The sequence below is a fragment of the Pseudomonas lyxosi genome, from assembly GCF_047758685.1.
GTDB lineage: Bacteria > Pseudomonadota > Gammaproteobacteria > Pseudomonadales > Pseudomonadaceae > Aquipseudomonas > Aquipseudomonas lyxosi.
Map to the genome: position 1 here is coordinate 4,723,870 of NZ_CP180481.1, position 16,719 is coordinate 4,740,588.

At 52.4% G+C, this 16,719-nt stretch carries 13 protein-coding genes and 1 pseudogene; 12 read left to right on the plus strand and 2 right to left on the minus strand.

The window, feature by feature from the left end; all coding sequences use genetic code 11:
• Positions 1 to 3 precede the first annotated feature (3 nt).
• The 4 genes and pseudogenes from ACMXYI_RS21755 to ACMXYI_RS21770 all read left to right on the plus strand — a co-directional run bounded on the left by ACMXYI_RS21755 (position 4) and on the right by ACMXYI_RS21770 (position 5,009).
• A complete protein-coding gene (locus ACMXYI_RS21755) occupies positions 4 to 915 on the plus strand; it encodes a LysR substrate-binding domain-containing protein (protein ID WP_415769010.1) in 912 nt (303 codons plus the stop codon).
• Between the two features lie 175 nt (positions 916 to 1,090).
• Positions 1,091 to 2,401, plus strand: coding sequence for an MFS transporter (locus ACMXYI_RS21760; RefSeq protein ID WP_415769011.1), 1,311 nt, complete (start codon positions 1,091 to 1,093; stop codon positions 2,399 to 2,401).
• Positions 2,398 to 3,666, plus strand: a complete 1,269-nt coding sequence (locus tag ACMXYI_RS21765; protein ID WP_415769012.1) for a metal-dependent hydrolase family protein — start codon at positions 2,398 to 2,400, stop codon at positions 3,664 to 3,666. Before ACMXYI_RS21760 ends, ACMXYI_RS21765 begins: the two co-directional genes overlap by 4 nt.
• Before the next feature lie 54 nt (positions 3,667 to 3,720).
• A pseudogene (locus ACMXYI_RS21770) lies at positions 3,721 to 5,009 on the plus strand (OprD family outer membrane porin).
• Positions 5,010 to 5,545: 536 nt separating this feature from the next.
• Here ACMXYI_RS21770 and ACMXYI_RS21775 read toward each other — a convergent pair.
• Both ACMXYI_RS21775 and ACMXYI_RS21780 read right to left on the minus strand, forming a co-directional pair.
• Positions 5,546 to 6,760, minus strand: a complete 1,215-nt coding sequence (locus ACMXYI_RS21775; protein WP_415773947.1) for an MFS transporter — start codon at positions 6,758 to 6,760, stop codon at positions 5,546 to 5,548.
• 125 nt (positions 6,761 to 6,885) lie between these two features.
• Positions 6,886 to 8,169, minus strand: coding sequence for an NAD(P)/FAD-dependent oxidoreductase (locus tag ACMXYI_RS21780; RefSeq protein ID WP_415769013.1), 1,284 nt, complete (start codon positions 8,167 to 8,169; stop codon positions 6,886 to 6,888).
• A 225-nt stretch (positions 8,170 to 8,394) separates the two neighbouring features.
• Here ACMXYI_RS21780 and ACMXYI_RS21785 point away from each other — a divergent pair, with 225 nt between their 5' ends.
• The 8 genes from ACMXYI_RS21785 to ACMXYI_RS21820 all read left to right on the plus strand — a co-directional run bounded on the left by ACMXYI_RS21785 (position 8,395) and on the right by ACMXYI_RS21820 (position 16,672).
• Positions 8,395 to 9,141 carry a helix-turn-helix domain-containing protein gene (locus tag ACMXYI_RS21785; RefSeq protein WP_415769014.1) on the plus strand — a complete coding sequence of 249 codons (747 nt, stop codon included), beginning with the start codon at positions 8,395 to 8,397 and terminating at the stop codon, positions 9,139 to 9,141.
• A gap of 338 nt (positions 9,142 to 9,479) precedes the next feature.
• Positions 9,480 to 10,595: a branched-chain amino acid ABC transporter substrate-binding protein gene (locus ACMXYI_RS21790; RefSeq protein ID WP_415769015.1), complete on the plus strand. Its 1,116-nt coding sequence runs from the start codon at positions 9,480 to 9,482 to the stop codon at positions 10,593 to 10,595.
• 80 nt (positions 10,596 to 10,675) lie between these two features.
• Positions 10,676 to 11,590, plus strand: a complete 915-nt coding sequence (locus tag ACMXYI_RS21795; protein ID WP_415769016.1) for an ABC transporter permease subunit — start codon at positions 10,676 to 10,678, stop codon at positions 11,588 to 11,590.
• 2 nt (positions 11,591 to 11,592) lie between these two features.
• Positions 11,593 to 12,924 carry a high-affinity branched-chain amino acid ABC transporter permease LivM gene (gene livM, locus ACMXYI_RS21800; protein WP_415769017.1) on the plus strand — a complete coding sequence of 444 codons (1,332 nt, stop codon included), beginning with the start codon at positions 11,593 to 11,595 and terminating at the stop codon, positions 12,922 to 12,924.
• Positions 12,924 to 13,799: an ABC transporter ATP-binding protein gene (locus ACMXYI_RS21805; RefSeq protein ID WP_415769018.1), complete on the plus strand. Its 876-nt coding sequence runs from the start codon at positions 12,924 to 12,926 to the stop codon at positions 13,797 to 13,799. Before livM ends, ACMXYI_RS21805 begins: the two co-directional genes overlap by 1 nt.
• Positions 13,796 to 14,512: an ABC transporter ATP-binding protein gene (locus ACMXYI_RS21810; protein ID WP_123364316.1), complete on the plus strand. Its 717-nt coding sequence runs from the start codon at positions 13,796 to 13,798 to the stop codon at positions 14,510 to 14,512. Before ACMXYI_RS21805 ends, ACMXYI_RS21810 begins: the two co-directional genes overlap by 4 nt.
• Positions 14,513 to 14,514: 2 nt before the next feature.
• Positions 14,515 to 15,429: a bifunctional Delta(1)-pyrroline-2-carboxylate/Delta(1)-piperideine-2-carboxylate reductase gene (gene lhpI, locus ACMXYI_RS21815; protein WP_415769019.1), complete on the plus strand. Its 915-nt coding sequence runs from the start codon at positions 14,515 to 14,517 to the stop codon at positions 15,427 to 15,429.
• The gene (locus tag ACMXYI_RS21820; RefSeq protein WP_415773948.1) at positions 15,317 to 16,672 is read left to right on the plus strand and encodes an NAD(P)/FAD-dependent oxidoreductase; all 1,356 of its coding nucleotides are present in this window, start codon (positions 15,317 to 15,319) and stop codon (positions 16,670 to 16,672) included. The genes lhpI and ACMXYI_RS21820 overlap by 113 nt, the downstream gene beginning before the upstream one ends.
• The last annotated feature ends 47 nt before the right edge of the window (positions 16,673 to 16,719 follow it).

A 16,719-nucleotide genomic window follows, 5' to 3' on the forward strand; every position in this document is an offset into this window, starting at 1 on the left:
TTTATGCGTATCGAGCCATTACCACCTCTCCATAATTTGGTTGCATTTGAAGCCGCTGCTCGGCATCGCAGCTTTACGAGGGCTGCAACCGAACTCCATCTGACGCAGAGCGCTGTGAGCCGCCAAATAGCTCAGCTTGAAGCGTTTCTTGGGCGTGCATTGTTCCGTCGAGAAAATCGGATAATCCATCTGACCACCGCTGGCGAGTCGTATTACGCGTTTATCCATCAGATGTTAGGTGAGTGTGCCCAGGCCACCTCTGAGCTCATGACTCACAACGGAGCGCAAGAGCTGACAATCGCCTGCTCTTCAGGGGTAGCAATGCTTTGGCTCGGCCCGATGCTTGGTCATTTCACAGAGGCTTTCCCCAATATCGATGTCCGATTACGAGTAGTGGACAGCCTGGATTCACTCGCACGAACCGAGTTTGACATAGCAATATATTTCTCTCGTTCTAGCCGGATCTCTGGCCTTGACTCACGTCGACTTTTCGGTGAATCAGTTGGGGCATACTGTTCGCCAACATTCTTAAGCGGAAGACGACTCGAGCCGTCACAGTTGGTACATCATCGGTTGCTCGTGCTGGAGGATGGTCAGCGCCAATGGCTATCTTGGCAAGACTGGTTTGGTCTGCTTGGCGTGAATGTCCCCGTAATAGAGCATCGTCTCACCAGCAATTATTACGCCGCCATGATAGATATGGCGGTCGCGGGCAGAGGCGTGATTATGGGGTGGGAGCCAATTATTGACCGTCTTGTGGACTCAGGCGCTCTGGTACCTGCCTGTGATAGTAGGGTAGATAACGGAGGCGCCTATTACCTGCTTCACCCCTCTGATCAGATGACAAGCCGCGCTGCACGTAGCTTCGAAGACTGGTTGAGCCAACTGATCATTCGTCAAGTTGGCCAATTGTAAACGTTCGTCGCATGCTCAACGCTCAGGTGACCCCCCGAAATGAGCATTTATCATCTAGGAGAACCCGTCGTAATCTCCATCTCAGAAGGGCATCAGACTCTCCGCTATATAAATTGTTTACTGCCCATCTAATTATCGCGAGATATTTCCTTGCCTTAACGTATGGAGCTTCTAGATGAAATTCGCAACAGCATCCTCAGCGCGGCACAGTCCTAGTGCAAGGCGGGCCATCATAGCCACAGTTATTGGGAATGGACTCGAGTGGTACGACTTCACGGTATATGGATTCTTTTCCGTCATCATTGCTAAGGTTTTCTTCCCAAGCGATAGCGAACTTACTTCATATTTACTCGCGCTCGCTACCTTTGGGGTTGGATTCTTCATGCGCCCAGTGGGAGGGGTGCTGCTAGGTATATATGGAGATAAACTTGGACGAAAAGCGGCATTAACTGCAACCATCGCTTTAATGGCATTGGGCACGCTTATCATCGCAGTTGCTCCCACGTACGCTCAAATTGGTGTTGCTGCGCCTATATTGATTGTGGTCGCACGTTTACTTCAGGGTTTTTCGGCTGGAGGGGAAACAGGCACTGCGACATCATTTCTTATCCAGTATGCTCCTCCCGGTCGTAAGACTTATTATTCAAGCCTAGTTCAAGTTAGCAGTGGTGTTGCCATTCTGCTGGGGTCAGTCACCGGCTTTGTGTTGAGCACATGCCTATCTTCTGAGCAACTGGAGAGTTGGGGATGGCGTGTGCCATTCATCATTGGGACACTTATTGCTCCCGTGGGATGGTACATCCGCCGCCAAATTGATGAAATGCCATTGCCAGGTGCGGGACATGAAAATCATTCACCGCTTGCCGAAGTTCTCCGTGAGTACAGAAAGGAAGTTTTAATCAGCTTTGCACTGGTTGTACTTTGGACGGTCTGCACCTATGCCATTTTGTTCTACATTCCATCTTATGCAAGTCGAATCCTCGGTATGCCCACCTGGATGGGGTTCACCGGTGCAATGGTTGCCGCATTAATGATGGTGGTAGTGACACCGATTGTAGGAAAACTTGCTGATTTACATGGTCGTAGGCCTTTCTTGCTTGGCTCAGCGCTTGCAACATTGATCTGTGCCTATCCGTTGTTTTTAATGATAAACGTGTGGAATGGACTGGCGTCACTTGTGCTGTTCGAACTGGTCTTTGGCATGTTGATCGGGATTTATATGGGGCCGATATTGGCGGCTATGAGTGAGTTACTCCCCAATCATGTGCGCTCAACTGGAATGTCTCTTGCTTTTAACCTAGCGGTCACAATTTTTGGAGGCTTTGCTGGTTTTACTATCACTTGGTTGATTTCGTCTACGGGCAGTAATCTCACCCCCGCGTTGTACATCATGTTTGCCGAATCTGTCAGTTTGATAGGGGCCATCTACTACCGTGAGGCCGACCAACCTTCGGTTAGCTATGTCAAGTGTGGAGTATACAAATGAATAGCATCCCAAATACTAGAATTATTCTGCGTAATGGCAAACTTCTAGATGTGGAGTCAGGTGAGCTTCTTGACGGTTTGGAAGTTTTTATTCAAGGCGACCGTATTGTCTCCGTACGACTCCAAACGGAATCTTTGCCCGCAGATGTAAAGGTGTATGACCTGGCAGGACTTACTTTGATGCCTGGATTGATTGACTGTCATGTGCATGTGCTAGCGTCTCATGCGAATCTGGGTATCAATGCGACACAGCCCAACGCAATAGTAATGTACCGCGCGATGCCAATCTTGAGCGCAATGCTCGCTCGAGGGTTTACTACCGTACGTGATGCGGGGGGAGCTGACTGGGCTTTAGCTCGCTCTGTAGCATTGGGGCTGATACCAGGGCCACGAATCTTCGCGTCGGGAAAGGCACTGTCCCAGACAGGGGGGCATGGCGATTTCCGCGCACGTGGTGAAGTCTTGAGTTCGGAACCATGCTCATGTTGTTTTCGAGCTGGTGCAATTGCTCGTGTGGTTGACGGAGTTGACAATGTGCGTCGCGCAGTTCGTGAGGAAATTCAGCAAGGGGCAAGTCAGATCAAGATTATGGCGTCAGGGGGAGTTGCGTCACCGACGGATCCGATCGCCAACACCCAGTACAGTGAAGCGGAAATCCGCGCGATAGTCGATGAAGCTGCAGCAGCGAACACTTACGTAATGGCTCATGCCTATACTCCGAGGGCTATTCGTCGAGCAGTTGCATGCGGCGTGCGCACAATTGAACATGGCAACCTGATCGATGCAGATACGGCACGGTATATGCGCGAACATGGTGTTTTTGCTGTACCTACCCAAGTAACCTACGAGGTGATTGCAGATAGCCCAGCCGCTCAGGCTCAGCTTTCTTCGGAGACTCTTGCCAAGCTTGAGGAAGTACGTCTAGCCGGCCGAGCTGCATTAGTCCATTTGGCGGAGGCAGGAGTAGAGATGGGGTACGGCTCCGATCTCCTTGGTGAGTCCCATGAATACCAAGCTCACGAGCTCAAGATTCGCGCTGAGTTACTCGGCAACCATGAGGCCTTGCGGAGCGCCACTACAACGGCGGCGAAGATTTTGCAGCATGAGGGCAAGTTAGGGTGTATTGCACCCGGTGCTTTCGCAGATTTGCTAGTTGTCGATGGTAATCCGCTTGAAGATATTAGTTGTTTGGTGGGGCAGGGTGAGCGACTCGTATTGATTATCCAAAATGGGTGTGTGGTGAAAGATTTACTTCCAGCTGCCTAGCGACTACTTCTGTTAGTTGGCTTGTTTTTTCGCCTACACACTTTTGGATAGAAAATGAAAAAAGAACTCATGACGTTAGCCGTGGGTACGGTCGTGCTCGCAATTAAAGGTAATTCCGCCCAAGCTTCAGGTTTTATTGAAGATAGCACGGCCAAATTAGAACTTCGTAATCTCTATTATGGATATGACACTCGCGACACTCACCGAGACAGTGTCAGCGAGTGGGGACAAGGCTTTATCTTCAATGGTAAGTCCGGGTTCACCGAGGGCCAGATTGGCTTAGGTTTGGATGTTATCGCAGGTCTAGGCATTAAACTCGACGCGCCAGGGCCAGGATCAGTATTTCCTCGTGATTTTGATGGCGAGGCTGTGAATGAGTTTAGCCACTTTGGACTACAGCTAAAGCTCGCTTTAGCGAAACAGAAACTCGCTTGGGTACTCTGACGCCTGCCTTACCTGTTTTGCTGGCTAATGATGGCAGGCTTCTACCGCAGTTGTTCCAAGGCGTGCAGTTGACTTCCAAGGAGTTAGAAAAACTGACATTGGTGGCTGGGCAGATCAATCGGGTTACGGGAAGGATGTCCAGTGATAGCGTTGGTCTTGCAGTTTCTGGTGGAACGCGACAAAGCGACTCATTCAAGTTCGGGGGGGGTGAATACACCGGCGTTAAAGATCTGACGTTACAGTATTACTACGCAAACCTTGAAGATTATTACCAGCAGAACTTTCTGGGGGCACTTCATAGATTTGAGTTGGGGCAGGGGCAGAGCTTTAAGTCGGATCTACGATATTTCCGAACCGAGGGTATAGGGGCGAATGATCGGGGTGAGTTAGGCTACCGTACTTCAGGCTACACCAAAGATGGGGATGGAAGGATCGATAACCGGACTTGGAGCGCAATGTTTACGTATGGCCTAGGAGGGCACGCGTTCTCCGTTGGTTACCAAGAGGTCTCAGACAATAGTAATTTTGTGCAAATGAATATGGGTAGTTTGCCAAATAAAGATGCAGGGGGTACTTCGCTGTATATCATTAGCGACCGGTTAGCCGCGAGTTTTAACTATGCCGGTGAGCGCACGATACTAGGGCAGTATGACTACGATTTTGCGTCGCTCGGAGTGCCTGGTTTGAAATCCAGTCTGGCGTACCTAAAGGGTGATCGCATCAAGCAAGTACATGGCGCTCAAGAGTGGGAGCGTGACCTTGTACTCACCTACGTGGTGCAATCTGGGGCGTTAAAAGGGCTTGGATTTGCTTGGAGGAACGCGATGTTGCGTAGCGACATAGGAGGGGATGGAGATCAGAACCGCCTTACTGTCAGCTATTCGGTTGCTCTCTGGTGATACTGTCTATTTCAGTTCTGTAGGTGGTGACAGCGGGTTGGTTGTTGCCCTAGCGGCCCCTGAAAAAAGGGGCCGCTGCATCATCTCACGGTTAAAAAATACCCAAGGTCTCTCCAAACACCGCCCAAATGTTCTACTCAATAACTGTCCGGCGCCAGGCTCAAGTGCTACAAACAATGTCCAAGTCACATCCGATCGTTTCTTTCAGATACGCCACGGCGGCAGCTAGCACTAGATAGCGGCCGATGAGGAGCGTGTCAGCGAAATCGTAACAGTTTCAGCCCAAGCGATTGCTAACGCGCTACACGCCGCCCCGACAATCGTGAATCTGTTTCTGAAAGAGAATTATAAATATGGTTGCCACTCTCAGAACTGGGGGGCAAGCAAAGGCATGGATCAGTTTCACGATGTCTGCGTGGTGATGGGTGTTGGCATCTTGAAGCAGCACATGGATGGGAAACTGCACGAGGCCAACCCGCAGACCAAAAATCAACTCTATGTAGCGTGTACCTTCCTTTGTGATCGGGGCCAGAGCGTCAGGATTGGCTGGCCGCCTCTTGAGCGAGTTTTAGTGAGATCAGAAGGGATACGGTCAGCAGGCCAGCGATAAAAAATCCTACGCCGAGCCAGTGAGCATGCTGCCAGAACATCCCTCCCCAGGTACCCGCAACGCTGGCTCCTATGTAGAAGAAAATCTGATAAAGGGAGGTAGCTTGTCCTTTTGCAGTCTTCGCGCATCGACCGATCCAACTGCTGGCAACGGCATGAGAACCAAAAAAACCGAAGGTGAAAATCACTGTGCCAATGACGAGTGAGTAGAGGTTGTTCACTAGCGTGAGCACTACGCCGATCAATGTCAGCAGAATGATCTTCCAGAATACTTTTGGTCGTCCAACTCGGTCTGCCAAAGAGCCAATTTTGGCCGAGCTGTAGAGGCCTGTCAGGTATACAAAAGACAACAGACTGACTGTCTGCTGGCTGAGAAAGAACGGGTCTTGGAGTAGGTGATAACCGATGTAGTTGAAAAAGGTTACCAGACTGCCCATCAGCAAGAATGCTTGAAGGAATAGGAGGCGCAATGTCGAATTTTGGAAGTGGAGAAGAAACCCTCCCACTAAATTTTTCGTGTTGATCGCGCGCGGAGTGAAGTGCTTCGACTCCGGCAAATAGCGCCAGAAAAGTACTGCGGCAACCACACCAACTATGCCTATCGCACCCACGGCCATGCGCCATGATCCGTACTCCAGAATCAGGCCACTGGCCAGGCGTCCTGACATACCTCCAATCGCACTGCCGCCAATGTATAAGCCGATCGCGACGCCTATGTTGCGAGGATGTATCTCCTCACTCAGGTAGGTCACCGCAAGCGCCGTTATGCCGCTAAGCGACAATCCGAGGAGCGCACGCATCACTAGCAAGCTTTGCCAGTTTGGCATCATCGATGCCAGGATCGTGCATAGCGCAGCCGCCATCAATGCAACCACCATCACGGGCTTTCGACCTAAGGCATCGGAAATTGGGCCAGTAAAAAGGAGGCCAATTGCCAAGGTAATGGTTGAAACAGACAGGATGAGACTGCTCTGGGCTGCACTGATTGAAAAAGCCTCTGACAGAGCAGGCATCATCGGTTGAACGCAATAAAGCAGAGCAAAACTGGAAAACCCACCTGCTAGAAGTGCCCATGAGGTTCTACGAAACTCAGGGGTTCCTGTCTCGATGTATCCCGAGGCAGCTGGTAAGTCTGATGGCACTTGGTTTTGCTGAAGGGAAGAGGAGGAGGGGATGAGTACTTTCGAGACAGCTGTCACGTTCAATTCCGCTAGGTAACCGAGGATGCATCACATAGCGAGCCGGACGTTGCCGGCTCGCGCAGGAGTCAGTAGATAACCGACTCCACGATGGGCTGATTGTCACGTATGCGCTCATAACCCAAGGGTGACAGATCCAGTGTCCGGTATTTGCCGTGAACGATCAGTTCAGCGACTCCGCGGCCAGTTGCGGGGGAGTGCATGACTCCGTGGCCCGAGAAACCGGTTGCGAATATGAAATTGGTGATTTGGTCGTGCGCACCAACGACGCCGTTGTGATCCAGTAAATTCATTTCATAGTGACCTGCCCATGACCGCTGCAGGCGAATCTGTTCCATCTCAGGGATGCGGTGTGCCAAAAGTGGCCACAGTATTTCTTCGAGCAAATGATGGCTCGGCTCGAAGTCGCCCTCGGCGTGTACATCCACGGGCTCTTCGAGAGCAATACCGGCAATGAATCCATCGCCTTCCGGACGGATCCACGCACCCGAATTATCAAAAAGCATTGGAAAGCCTTCTGTCGGTACCGGCGTTTTGATGTGAAAGACGGTACGCTTACGAGGCTCTACAGGAAGGTCAATCCCTAGCCAGTTAGCCACTTTTCCACTTGCCGGCCCCGCCGCGTTGACGCACCAAGCGCATGGCAAATTGGTTCCGTCGGTGAGTTGAACGGATTCGACTTTGCCATCTCTCTGGGTGATGCCACAGGCTTCACCTTGTACATATTCAACGCCTAGTTTTTTGGCTTCACGGCGAACCAATTGCAGTAGCGCCCAGGCGTCAAACCAGCCTTCATTCGCTGCTCCGTAGGTCGCAATGCCAAGGTCTTCGGCGTTGATCCAGGGGAAGCGTTCTTTGGTTTGTTCAGGCGTCAGAATATCAACCGTGGCGCCATGTTCTCGCTGCATCAAAGCTGTGGTGCGTTGCGCATCGGCTCCATCTGGCGAACCGAGCATGAGATACCCACGCTCCTCAAAACCAATGTCGGCATCTTCACCAAACCACTTCTTGATGTCTTTGAAAACTCCGACACTAAAAAGGCTCATATTGATGTTGAATGGGCAGCCGAATTGGGTGCGGATCGAAGACGCCGAAAGAGCAGTGGAGGAGAACTGATAGGTGCTGTCACGCTCGATAACTTTGATCGAGCCTTTGTGGCCCTCACGTCGTAGGAAATAAGCGACGAAGCTGCCGATGATGGCGCCGCCAATGATGACAACGGAATCGGTTGGGTGGGTCACGGGAAAATCCTCAAGTAGCGAACTCGGCACAGTCTGCTGTAACCAGGTTGCGGTGGCTTGTGATTTACTCCGTGGATTTTTACGGCTTTCTGCATAGTCATTTTTGCTCACGCGATCTCGGATTTTCACGGTGAGTTAGGGGTGATTCTTCCTCGGCTTATATGTTTGCTAGCCTTTCTTGACCATGTTCGGTGCGCACTTGGTAGATAACGACCCAATGGAGTGCATTATCCTTGGCGGTTTTCTAGCGGGAGGTTGCACAATGAGGCGCTTTGATTTTCCGCTATGCACCTAGCTAGGCTGGTGTAAGGTAGATCCTAGTAAATGTTGGATCGGATGCAAAAAATGTTCAGGTGTGATGATTTGCTACGTAGCGTCGACGAAAACCTGCCCTTGCTGGAGCAGGTGTTCGATCGGCTACCGGATGTGATGTTCTTCGTTAAAGACAATCAAGCCCGCTATGTAATGGTCAATCAGGCGATCGTTGATCAGGCAGGGATGCGTAGCAAGCAGCAGGTTATAGGTTTAACCGCCGACGAGCTTTTTCCTGGAACAGGCCACAACACGTTGGCTCAGGATATGAGCGTGATCAACGATGGGAAAAAAATCGTGGATCTGCTTCGTTTGTATTTCTCTGCTGACGGAAGGAAGCAATGGTGTCTCAGCTCTAAATTTCAATTCAAGGATCCGGCGTCGGGGAATTTTGGCCTGGTCGGGATATCGCGAATTTTGCCCAGGCCGGATGAGAAAAAAAGCAGCTATAAAAGGCTGATGGATTTCATACGAATTTTGGAAACAGATAGCGATCAAAAGCTGCTTATTTCTGAGGTTGCCCAGAGTGTTAATCTGTCCGTTGATACGCTGGAGCGCTTAACGAAAGAGATTTTTCAGCTCACGCCCAAGCAGATGCTCATCCGGATTCGTATAGACAAGGCCTGTCGAATGTTGGAGGAGTCGCAAGCCAGTATCACCGACATTGCTGGCGAGTGCGGCTATGCCGATCACAGCGCCTTTTCTCGTCAATTCAAAGCCGCAACGCACTTCACCCCTCAGCAGTATCGATTGAGTCTTCAGGCTCAATAACTCCTCGCCTATCGAACTTTTTTCATTTGGATGCTGCTGTATCCAGGTGGGGAATTTCGTGCCCGTTTGCCTGCTTATTATGCAAAAAACCGCATCGAATTGGCTGTGTTAGTGCAAGCCAGTCCCCGCCTGTTGTCGGCAGAATGAGCACACATGCCAGGGCCGGCAACCATACGAAGATCAATAAAATAAGCCCTTGATGTTGGCGGGCGGCTTCCCAGAGTTCGCCAACTTTCTTCTGCTGATCCCTTAAAGACCTTCTTTTTCAGTCGCGTTGTGCAGTTTGCGGTTTGGAACTGAGGGTCGCAATAGAGCTGTTCTACCTTGGAGCGAGCGATATGAGTGGTAAAGCGAAACCGTTTTTGGTGAGTACAACCTTGGCAGCTGCGTTAGTCAGCGGTGTCGTTCATGCCGATGTGGTGATCGGTGTGGCTGGGCCCTTTACGGGTACCTATGCGGCCTACGGGGATCAGGTCTGGCGAGGGGCGCAAGCTGCCGCTGAAGCCATAAATAACGATGGCGGTATTAATGGCGAGAAAATTCGCCTAGTTAAGGGCGACGACGCTTGTGACCCAAAACAAGCTGTCGCTGTAGCGAACCGACTGATCGAATCAGACAAAGTGGTCGCAGTGGTCGGTCACTTCTGTTCGTCATCAGTTATTCCGACGAATGAGATTTACGCCGATGCTGGAGTCATCAGCATTAGTCCGGCAGCAACCAACCCTAAAGTGACTGAGCGTGGGTTGTCGACAGTTTTCCGCAACTGCGGACGCGATGACCAACAAGGCATCGTCGCTGGCGATTACATCGCTGATGTCCTCAAAGCCAAGCGAGTTGTAATCATTCATGACAAGGACACATACGGTCAGGGTCTGGCCGACGCGACAAAGATTGAGCTCAATAAAAAGGGTGTGAAGGAAGTGCTTTATGAGGGATTGACCCGCGGAGAAAAGGACTTCAATGCCCTCGTTACAAAGATTCGTTCGACCGATCCCGAAGTGGTCTATTTCGGTGGTTTGCACCCGGAAGCTGGCCCGCTTGTGAGGCAGTTGCGTGAGCAGGGGGTGACAGCGAAATTCATTTCTGGCGATGGCATCGTAACTGATGAGCTGGTCAGCGCCGCTGGTGGGGCTCAGTACGTGAATGGCGTGTTCATGACATTCGGAGCCGATCCACGTAACAACCCTGCGGGCAAAGCGGTTGTTGAAAAATTCCGAGCTAATGGCTACGAGCCAGAAGGCTACACCCTGTATTCCTATTCTTCGGTTCAAGCATTAGCGGCAGCGTTCAGTGCGAACAAAAGCACCAACGGTGAGAAGGCTTCTGTTTGGTTAAAAAGCCATCCGGTACCTACCGCAATAGGAAACAAAGAGTGGGATAAGAATGGTGATCTGAAAGTTTCCGATTATGTGATGTATCAGTGGGGCCCCGACGGAAAATACAAACAACTTTGATCGGGTGCTCACTTGCCTCGACCCGTTAACGGGTCGAGTGCAGGGTGCGTATTACTCAATTCACTGACGGAACTCTAATCGTGGACGGCATCTTTCTTCAGCAGATGGTGAATGGCCTGACGCTTGGCTCTGTGTATGGGCTGATTGCGATCGGATACACCATGGTCTACGGCATTATCGGGATGATCAATTTCGCCCATGGCGATGTTTATATGGTCTCTGCGTATTTGGCCGCTATCGGGCTGGCAGTATTTTCTTTTTTTGGCGTCCAGTCATTCCCCTTCCTCATTCTGGGCACCCTAGTTTTCACGATCGTAGTCACCGGTGTGTATGGTTTGGTGATTGAGCGCGTGGCCTATAAACCACTTCGTAACTCGACGCGATTGGCGCCGTTGATTAGTGCCATAGGCATGTCTTTGATCCTACAGAACTACGTGCAGATAAGCCAAGGGGCGCGCCAGCAGGGTGTGCCCACCTTGCTTGAAGGGGCGGTGAAGTTTTCGATCGGCACCGGCTTTGTTCAGCTTACCTACACGAAGATTTTCATCCTGATTGCAGCTTTCATCGGTATGGCGATCCTCACGTGGCTAATCAAGTGCACGAAACTTGGGCGGATGTGCCGCGCCGTGCAGCAAGACCGAAAAATGGCATCGATTCTGGGGATCAACACGGATCGAGTTATTTCTTACGTGTTCATCATTGGCGCTGCGATGGCTGCTTTGGCAGGTGTTCTGATCACCATGAACTACGGCACGTTTGATTTTTATGCAGGTTTCATCATCGGCATAAAAGCATTCACAGCAGCAGTACTCGGTGGGATCGGGTCGTTACCAGGAGCCATGTTCGGTGGCTTGATATTGGGTGTCGCTGAGTCGCAATTCGCAGGGATGGTCAACAGTGATTACAAGGACGTTTTCAGCTTCGCGCTGCTGGTACTCATCCTGATCCTGCGACCACAAGGCCTGCTTGGCCGTCCCCTAGTTACAAAGGTGTGAGCATGTCTTCCATAACCCTGAATAAAGCACTAGGGAATGAAGCGCATCGCTTCAAATCCTACGATATCAAAAAAAGCCTTATCGAGACTTTGGTCGCTGGCCTCTTGGCGTTGATCGTTTTTGGCCCGGTTGTGGGTGTCGTTCTGGACGGTTATAGCTTCAACTGGCAACCCGCTCGAGTAGCCTGGATGACAGCGATTGTCATGGCTGGACGTTTGGCGTTGAGCCTGTTCCTACAAACTCAAACAGGGCAGCGGTTATCCCATCGTTTCACTCACGCCGACAGTGGTGTGCATGTCTTAAAGCCTGATCACAGATCACGCCTGCTCTGGATCATGCCATTGGTGGTGGTCGTCGCTCTGATCTTTCCTGCCTTCGCTGACAAGTACCTGATTACTGTGGTCATCCTTGGTCTGATCTACGTTCTTCTGGGGCTTGGCCTGAACATCGTGGTCGGTCTGGCCGGTCTTCTCGATTTGGGTTACGTCGGCTTTTATGCGATCGGGGCTTATGGCCTGGCATTGGGATATCAGTACCTGGGGCTCGGCTTCTGGTCTGTGTTGCCCCTGGCCGCTATTGCTGCCGGGTTCGCGGGTTGCCTATTGGGCTTTCCGGTGTTGCGGCTGCATGGCGATTATCTGGCCATCGTGACCTTGGGCTTCGGTGAAATCATTCGACTGGTGCTCAATAACTGGCTGTCCTTCACTGGCGGCCCTAATGGCCTACCGGTGCCCGCACCTACATTCATGGGCATTGAGTTCGGCAGGCAGGCGAAAGAGGGGGGAACACCGATCCATCAATTGTTGGGCATGGATTACAACCCCAACCTCAAATTCATCTTCATTTACCTCGTGCTGTTCTTGGTGGTGCTGGCTGTGCTGTACATCAAACATCGCCTTACCCGCATGCCGATCGGTCGCGCATGGGAGGCCTTGCGTGAAGATGAAATCGCCTGCCGCTCCATGGGTCTGAACCACGTCCTGGTCAAGCTATCGGCATTCGCCATTGGTGCCTCGACCGCAGGTCTGGCGGGTGTGTTTTTTGCCAGCTATCAGGGCTTCGTCAACCCGACCTCGTTCACCTTCTTCGAGTCTGCGCTGATTCTCGCCATCGTTGTTCTCGGCGGCATGGGTTCCACGGTTGGCGTGGTGATTGCGGCGTTTGTGCTGACTGTTGCGCCGGAGATGCTACGCAGCTTCGCAGAGTACCGCGTGCTGCTGTTCGGCGTTTTGATGGTGCTGATGATGATGTGGCGGCCACGGGGGCTGATCCGTGTCAGCCGCACCGGTGTACGCCCACGTAAAGGCGTGATGGCCAAAGTAGAGGGTGCGTGATGAGCGACGAAATCGTTCTGTCCGTCGAAAACCTGATGATGCACTTCGGTGGTATCAAGGCCCTAAGCGACGTCAGCCTGGAGGTGCGCCGCAATTCAATCTTTGCCTTGATTGGCCCCAATGGTGCGGGCAAGACCACCGTCTTCAACTGCCTGACGGGTTTCTACAAGGCAACAGGCGGGCGCATAGAGCTTAATGCTCGCGGCAAGAAGACTAATGTCATTCAGTTGCTCGGTGAACAATTTCTCCCCACGGACTTCATCTCACCCAACCGCTTCGCCAGACGTCTGTTCTACAAGATGTTCGGCGGTACGCACCTGGTGAACCGTGCAGGGCTTGCGCGGACATTCCAGAACATTCGCCTGTTCAAGGAAATGTCCGTTATCGAGAACCTTTTGGTCGCCCAGCACATGTGGGTCAACCGCAGCATGGTTGCAGGGATCCTCAACACCAAGGGTTACCGCAAGGCTGAGGAGGACGCCATGAACACCGCTTTCTACTGGCTGGAAGTGGTCGATCTGGTGGATTGCGCCAATCGGTTAGCTGGTGAACTTTCCTACGGTCAGCAGCGCCGTCTGGAAATCGCCCGCGCCATGTGCACGCGTCCGCAGGTTATATGCCTGGACGAACCCGCTGCCGGTCTAAACCCACAGGAGACCGAAGCACTCAGCGGCATGATTCGCTACCTGCGCGACGACCATGACATGACCGTCGTGCTGATCGAGCATGACATGGGCATGGTCATGGGGATTTCTGACGATATCGTCGTGCTCGACCACGGCAACGTAATCGCTAAGGGTAAGCCGGAACAGATCCGCAACGATCCAAAAGTGATTGCCGCGTATCTGGGCGCAGATGAGGAGGAGTTGGTATGAGTAAGCCGATCCTCGAACTGAAGGACATCGATGTGTACTACGGGCCGATTCAGGCACTGAAGAAAGTTTCGCTGGCAATTAATGAAGGCGAAACGGTCAGTTTGATCGGCTCCAACGGCGCGGGTAAGTCCACGTTGCTTATGTCGATCTTCGGCCAGCCGCGCGCCGCTCAAGGGCAGATCATCTTTCAAGGCACTGACATCACCCACAAATCGTCGCACTACATTGCCTCTAACGGCATTGCGCAGTCGCCGGAAGGTCGCCGTGTGTTCCCCGATATGTCGGTGGAAGAGAATTTGATGATGGGCACCATCCCGATCGGGGACAAGCACGCCGGTGAAGACATGCAGCGCATGTTCGAACTGTTCCCACGCCTCAAGGAACGTCGCAACCAGCGGGCGATGACTATGTCCGGCGGTGAACAGCAAATGCTCGCCATCGCACGAGCGCTGATGAGCCGGCCCAAGTTGTTGCTGCTGGATGAGCCAAGTCTGGGGCTGGCCCCCATCGTCGTTAAACAGATTTTCTCCACTCTGCGTGAGCTTGCGAAAACCGGCATGACCATCTTCCTGGTGGAGCAGAACGCAAACCATGCGCTGAAGCTGTCAGACCGCGCCTACGTAATGGTCAACGGTGAGATTCGATTGACTGGCACCGGTCAAGAGCTACTGACCAATGATGAAGTCCGCAATGCCTATTTGGGAGGACACTGAATATGGCGCTCCAAGTCCTGAACGAGTTGCAAACAGCCGCCTTACTTCCATTCCCGTCATTGTGCGATTTCATCGCCGATGCTGCTCGTGACTATGCGGGCGAGCGGATAACGAGCCCGACGCGGCAGGTTCTCCCTCTTTTGGATGATGCACTGCTTCTCTCGATGCCGGCGACATCTTCGGATATCGGCATACATAAGTTGGTTAACTTTGCGCCCGGCAACAGCCAAAAAGGGTTGCCCCTGATTCATGGACTTGTTGCTGTGTATTCGTCGGCGACCGGTGAGCCTTTGCTGGTTTTGGATGGGCCTACTGTGACAGCCCGACGCACGGCTTGCGTTTCAATGCTTGCGATCAAAAGCCTCAGAAACGATGCCAGACACGTAGCGCTGATTGGGACAGGCAAGCAGGCAGCTGGACATATCGAAGCGCTGTCTGAGCTATTCCCGGGGATCAAAGTCGATGTTCATGGCAGAAGCAAGGAAGGTGTTGAGAAGTTTTGCGACCAATTTGCACACTTAACGCTTCGGATTTCTGCACAGAGCGCGGGAATCCGAGATGAGGCCCAGGTCGTTATTGCGTTGACTTCGAGCAAGCGCCCGATTTACCACGAAGTAGCTCGTCCAGGTCGGCTGCTTATCGGTGTGGGTGCATTTAATGCCGAAATGGCCGAGTTCGCTCCAGAGTGTGTCAACGCCAGTCAGTTGTTTGCCGACGACCCAGTGGGTGCTCGCCATGAAGCTGGAGACTTGATTCAGGCTGACGTGAACTGGAAAACAGTGTTGTCGCTTGCTGATGCTGTCGATGGTCGATTCGACTCAACGAAGGCGTCTCTTTTCAAGAGCGTCGGCTGCGCTGCATGGGATCTCGCTGCGGGCCGTTGTGCAATCGCGACCCAGGGGGCCAAACGTGACTAGGACTTCAGGCTGTGACGCGTTAGTGGTTGGCGCCGGTGTGGTTGGGATAGCGACTGCTTTGCAGCTACAGCTTGCTGGGCTGGAGGTCTTGCTCCTGGATCAGAACCCACCTGCGAGTGGGACGTCCTCAGGTAACGCGGGTGCAATCGCAATCAGTGAAGTGCTTCCGCTAGCTGACGCCAAAACGTTACGTAAAATTCCTGGCTGGTTGTTCGATCCAATGGGGCCCTTGGCCGTACGCTGGCGACATCTTCCAACCTTGGCACCTTGGTTGAGCAGATATTTGCTGGCCAGTCGGGCAGGGAGCGTTAGCAAGCTGACTCAACAGCTTGCCTATCTATTGGGACGGACACTTTCCGACCTTCAACCTTTGGTTGTTCGTAGCGGGTTGGATGGCATGTGGCGTCGGCAAGGAGCTCTGATGGTCTACGCCACTCAGAAGGAGCTTCGCGCCGATCTTGAGGGATGGAAGTTACGTGGCAAGCACGGCGTCAACTGGCAGCTATGTAATCCTGAGCAAGTTTACAGCCTTGAGCCCGCGCTCTCGGCACAGTGGCGAAATGCCGTTTCTATCACCGACTTTTCCCATGTCGAGGATCCTTATCTGTTCACCTTGGGGCTGTTCCAGCAGTTCATTGCCGAGGGTGGACGATTTGAACAGCATCCCGTGGCAGCCCTACGGCAACAGGGTGGGAAAGTTACTGGCGTAATGCTTCGTGACGGCCAGACCATCGACTCGTCAAGAGTCATCGTTGCCAGTGGCGTCTGGAGTGATCACTTCTCAAAACCGATCTCCCAGAATCTGCCTTTGGAAAGTGAACGTGGCTATCACCTGACACTGCCCCATGCACAAAGCCCACTTAAGAGATACGTGATGAATCACTCGGAGAGCTTCGTTGTTCTTCCGATGGGTAATGGTGCGTTGCGGCTTGCCGGAACTGTTGAATTGGCAAGTCGCTACGCAGCCCCAGATTATCGACGTGCACGAATGCTCTTGAGCAAAGCCGAGTCGATGCTTGGGACGTTGAACACTGAGGGCATGACTGAGTGGATGGGGAATCGCCCTTCAGTACCTGAAACCGTTCCAGTCATCGGCCCCTCTGCAAAAGTGGATCAACTTTATTTCGCCACCGGGCACGGTCACCTCGGACTGACGCTCAGCGCGACCACGGGTGCCATGTTGCGTGACCACATAGTTGGCAAGCAACCGATACCCGAAGAGTACCGGCCGAGCCGCTATTGAGCGGGATAGGTCGGGCTACATGCCAAAACACTTCGAAAAATGATGTC

What these genes read in the sequence shown, in the direction of transcription:
- ACMXYI_RS21765 (WP_415769012.1), top strand. Translation starts at nt 2,398, where the DNA reads ATGAATAGCATCCCAAATACTAGAATTATTCTGCGTAATGGCAAACTT.
- ACMXYI_RS21805 (WP_415769018.1), top strand. Translation starts at nt 12,924, where the DNA reads ATGAGCGACGAAATCGTTCTGTCCGTCGAAAACCTGATGATGCACTTC.
- lhpI (WP_415769019.1), top strand. Translation starts at nt 14,515, where the DNA reads ATGGCGCTCCAAGTCCTGAACGAGTTGCAAACAGCCGCCTTACTTCCA.
- ACMXYI_RS21820 (WP_415773948.1), top strand. Translation starts at nt 15,317, where the DNA reads ATGGTCGATTCGACTCAACGAAGGCGTCTCTTTTCAAGAGCGTCGGCT.
- ACMXYI_RS21790 (WP_415769015.1), top strand. Translation starts at nt 9,480, where the DNA reads ATGAGTGGTAAAGCGAAACCGTTTTTGGTGAGTACAACCTTGGCAGCT.
- ACMXYI_RS21755 (WP_415769010.1), top strand. Translation starts at nt 4, where the DNA reads ATGCGTATCGAGCCATTACCACCTCTCCATAATTTGGTTGCATTTGAA.
- ACMXYI_RS21760 (WP_415769011.1), top strand. Translation starts at nt 1,091, where the DNA reads ATGAAATTCGCAACAGCATCCTCAGCGCGGCACAGTCCTAGTGCAAGG.
- ACMXYI_RS21810 (WP_123364316.1), top strand. Translation starts at nt 13,796, where the DNA reads ATGAGTAAGCCGATCCTCGAACTGAAGGACATCGATGTGTACTACGGG.
- livM (WP_415769017.1), top strand. Translation starts at nt 11,593, where the DNA reads ATGTCTTCCATAACCCTGAATAAAGCACTAGGGAATGAAGCGCATCGC.
- ACMXYI_RS21785 (WP_415769014.1), top strand. Translation starts at nt 8,395, where the DNA reads ATGCAAAAAATGTTCAGGTGTGATGATTTGCTACGTAGCGTCGACGAA.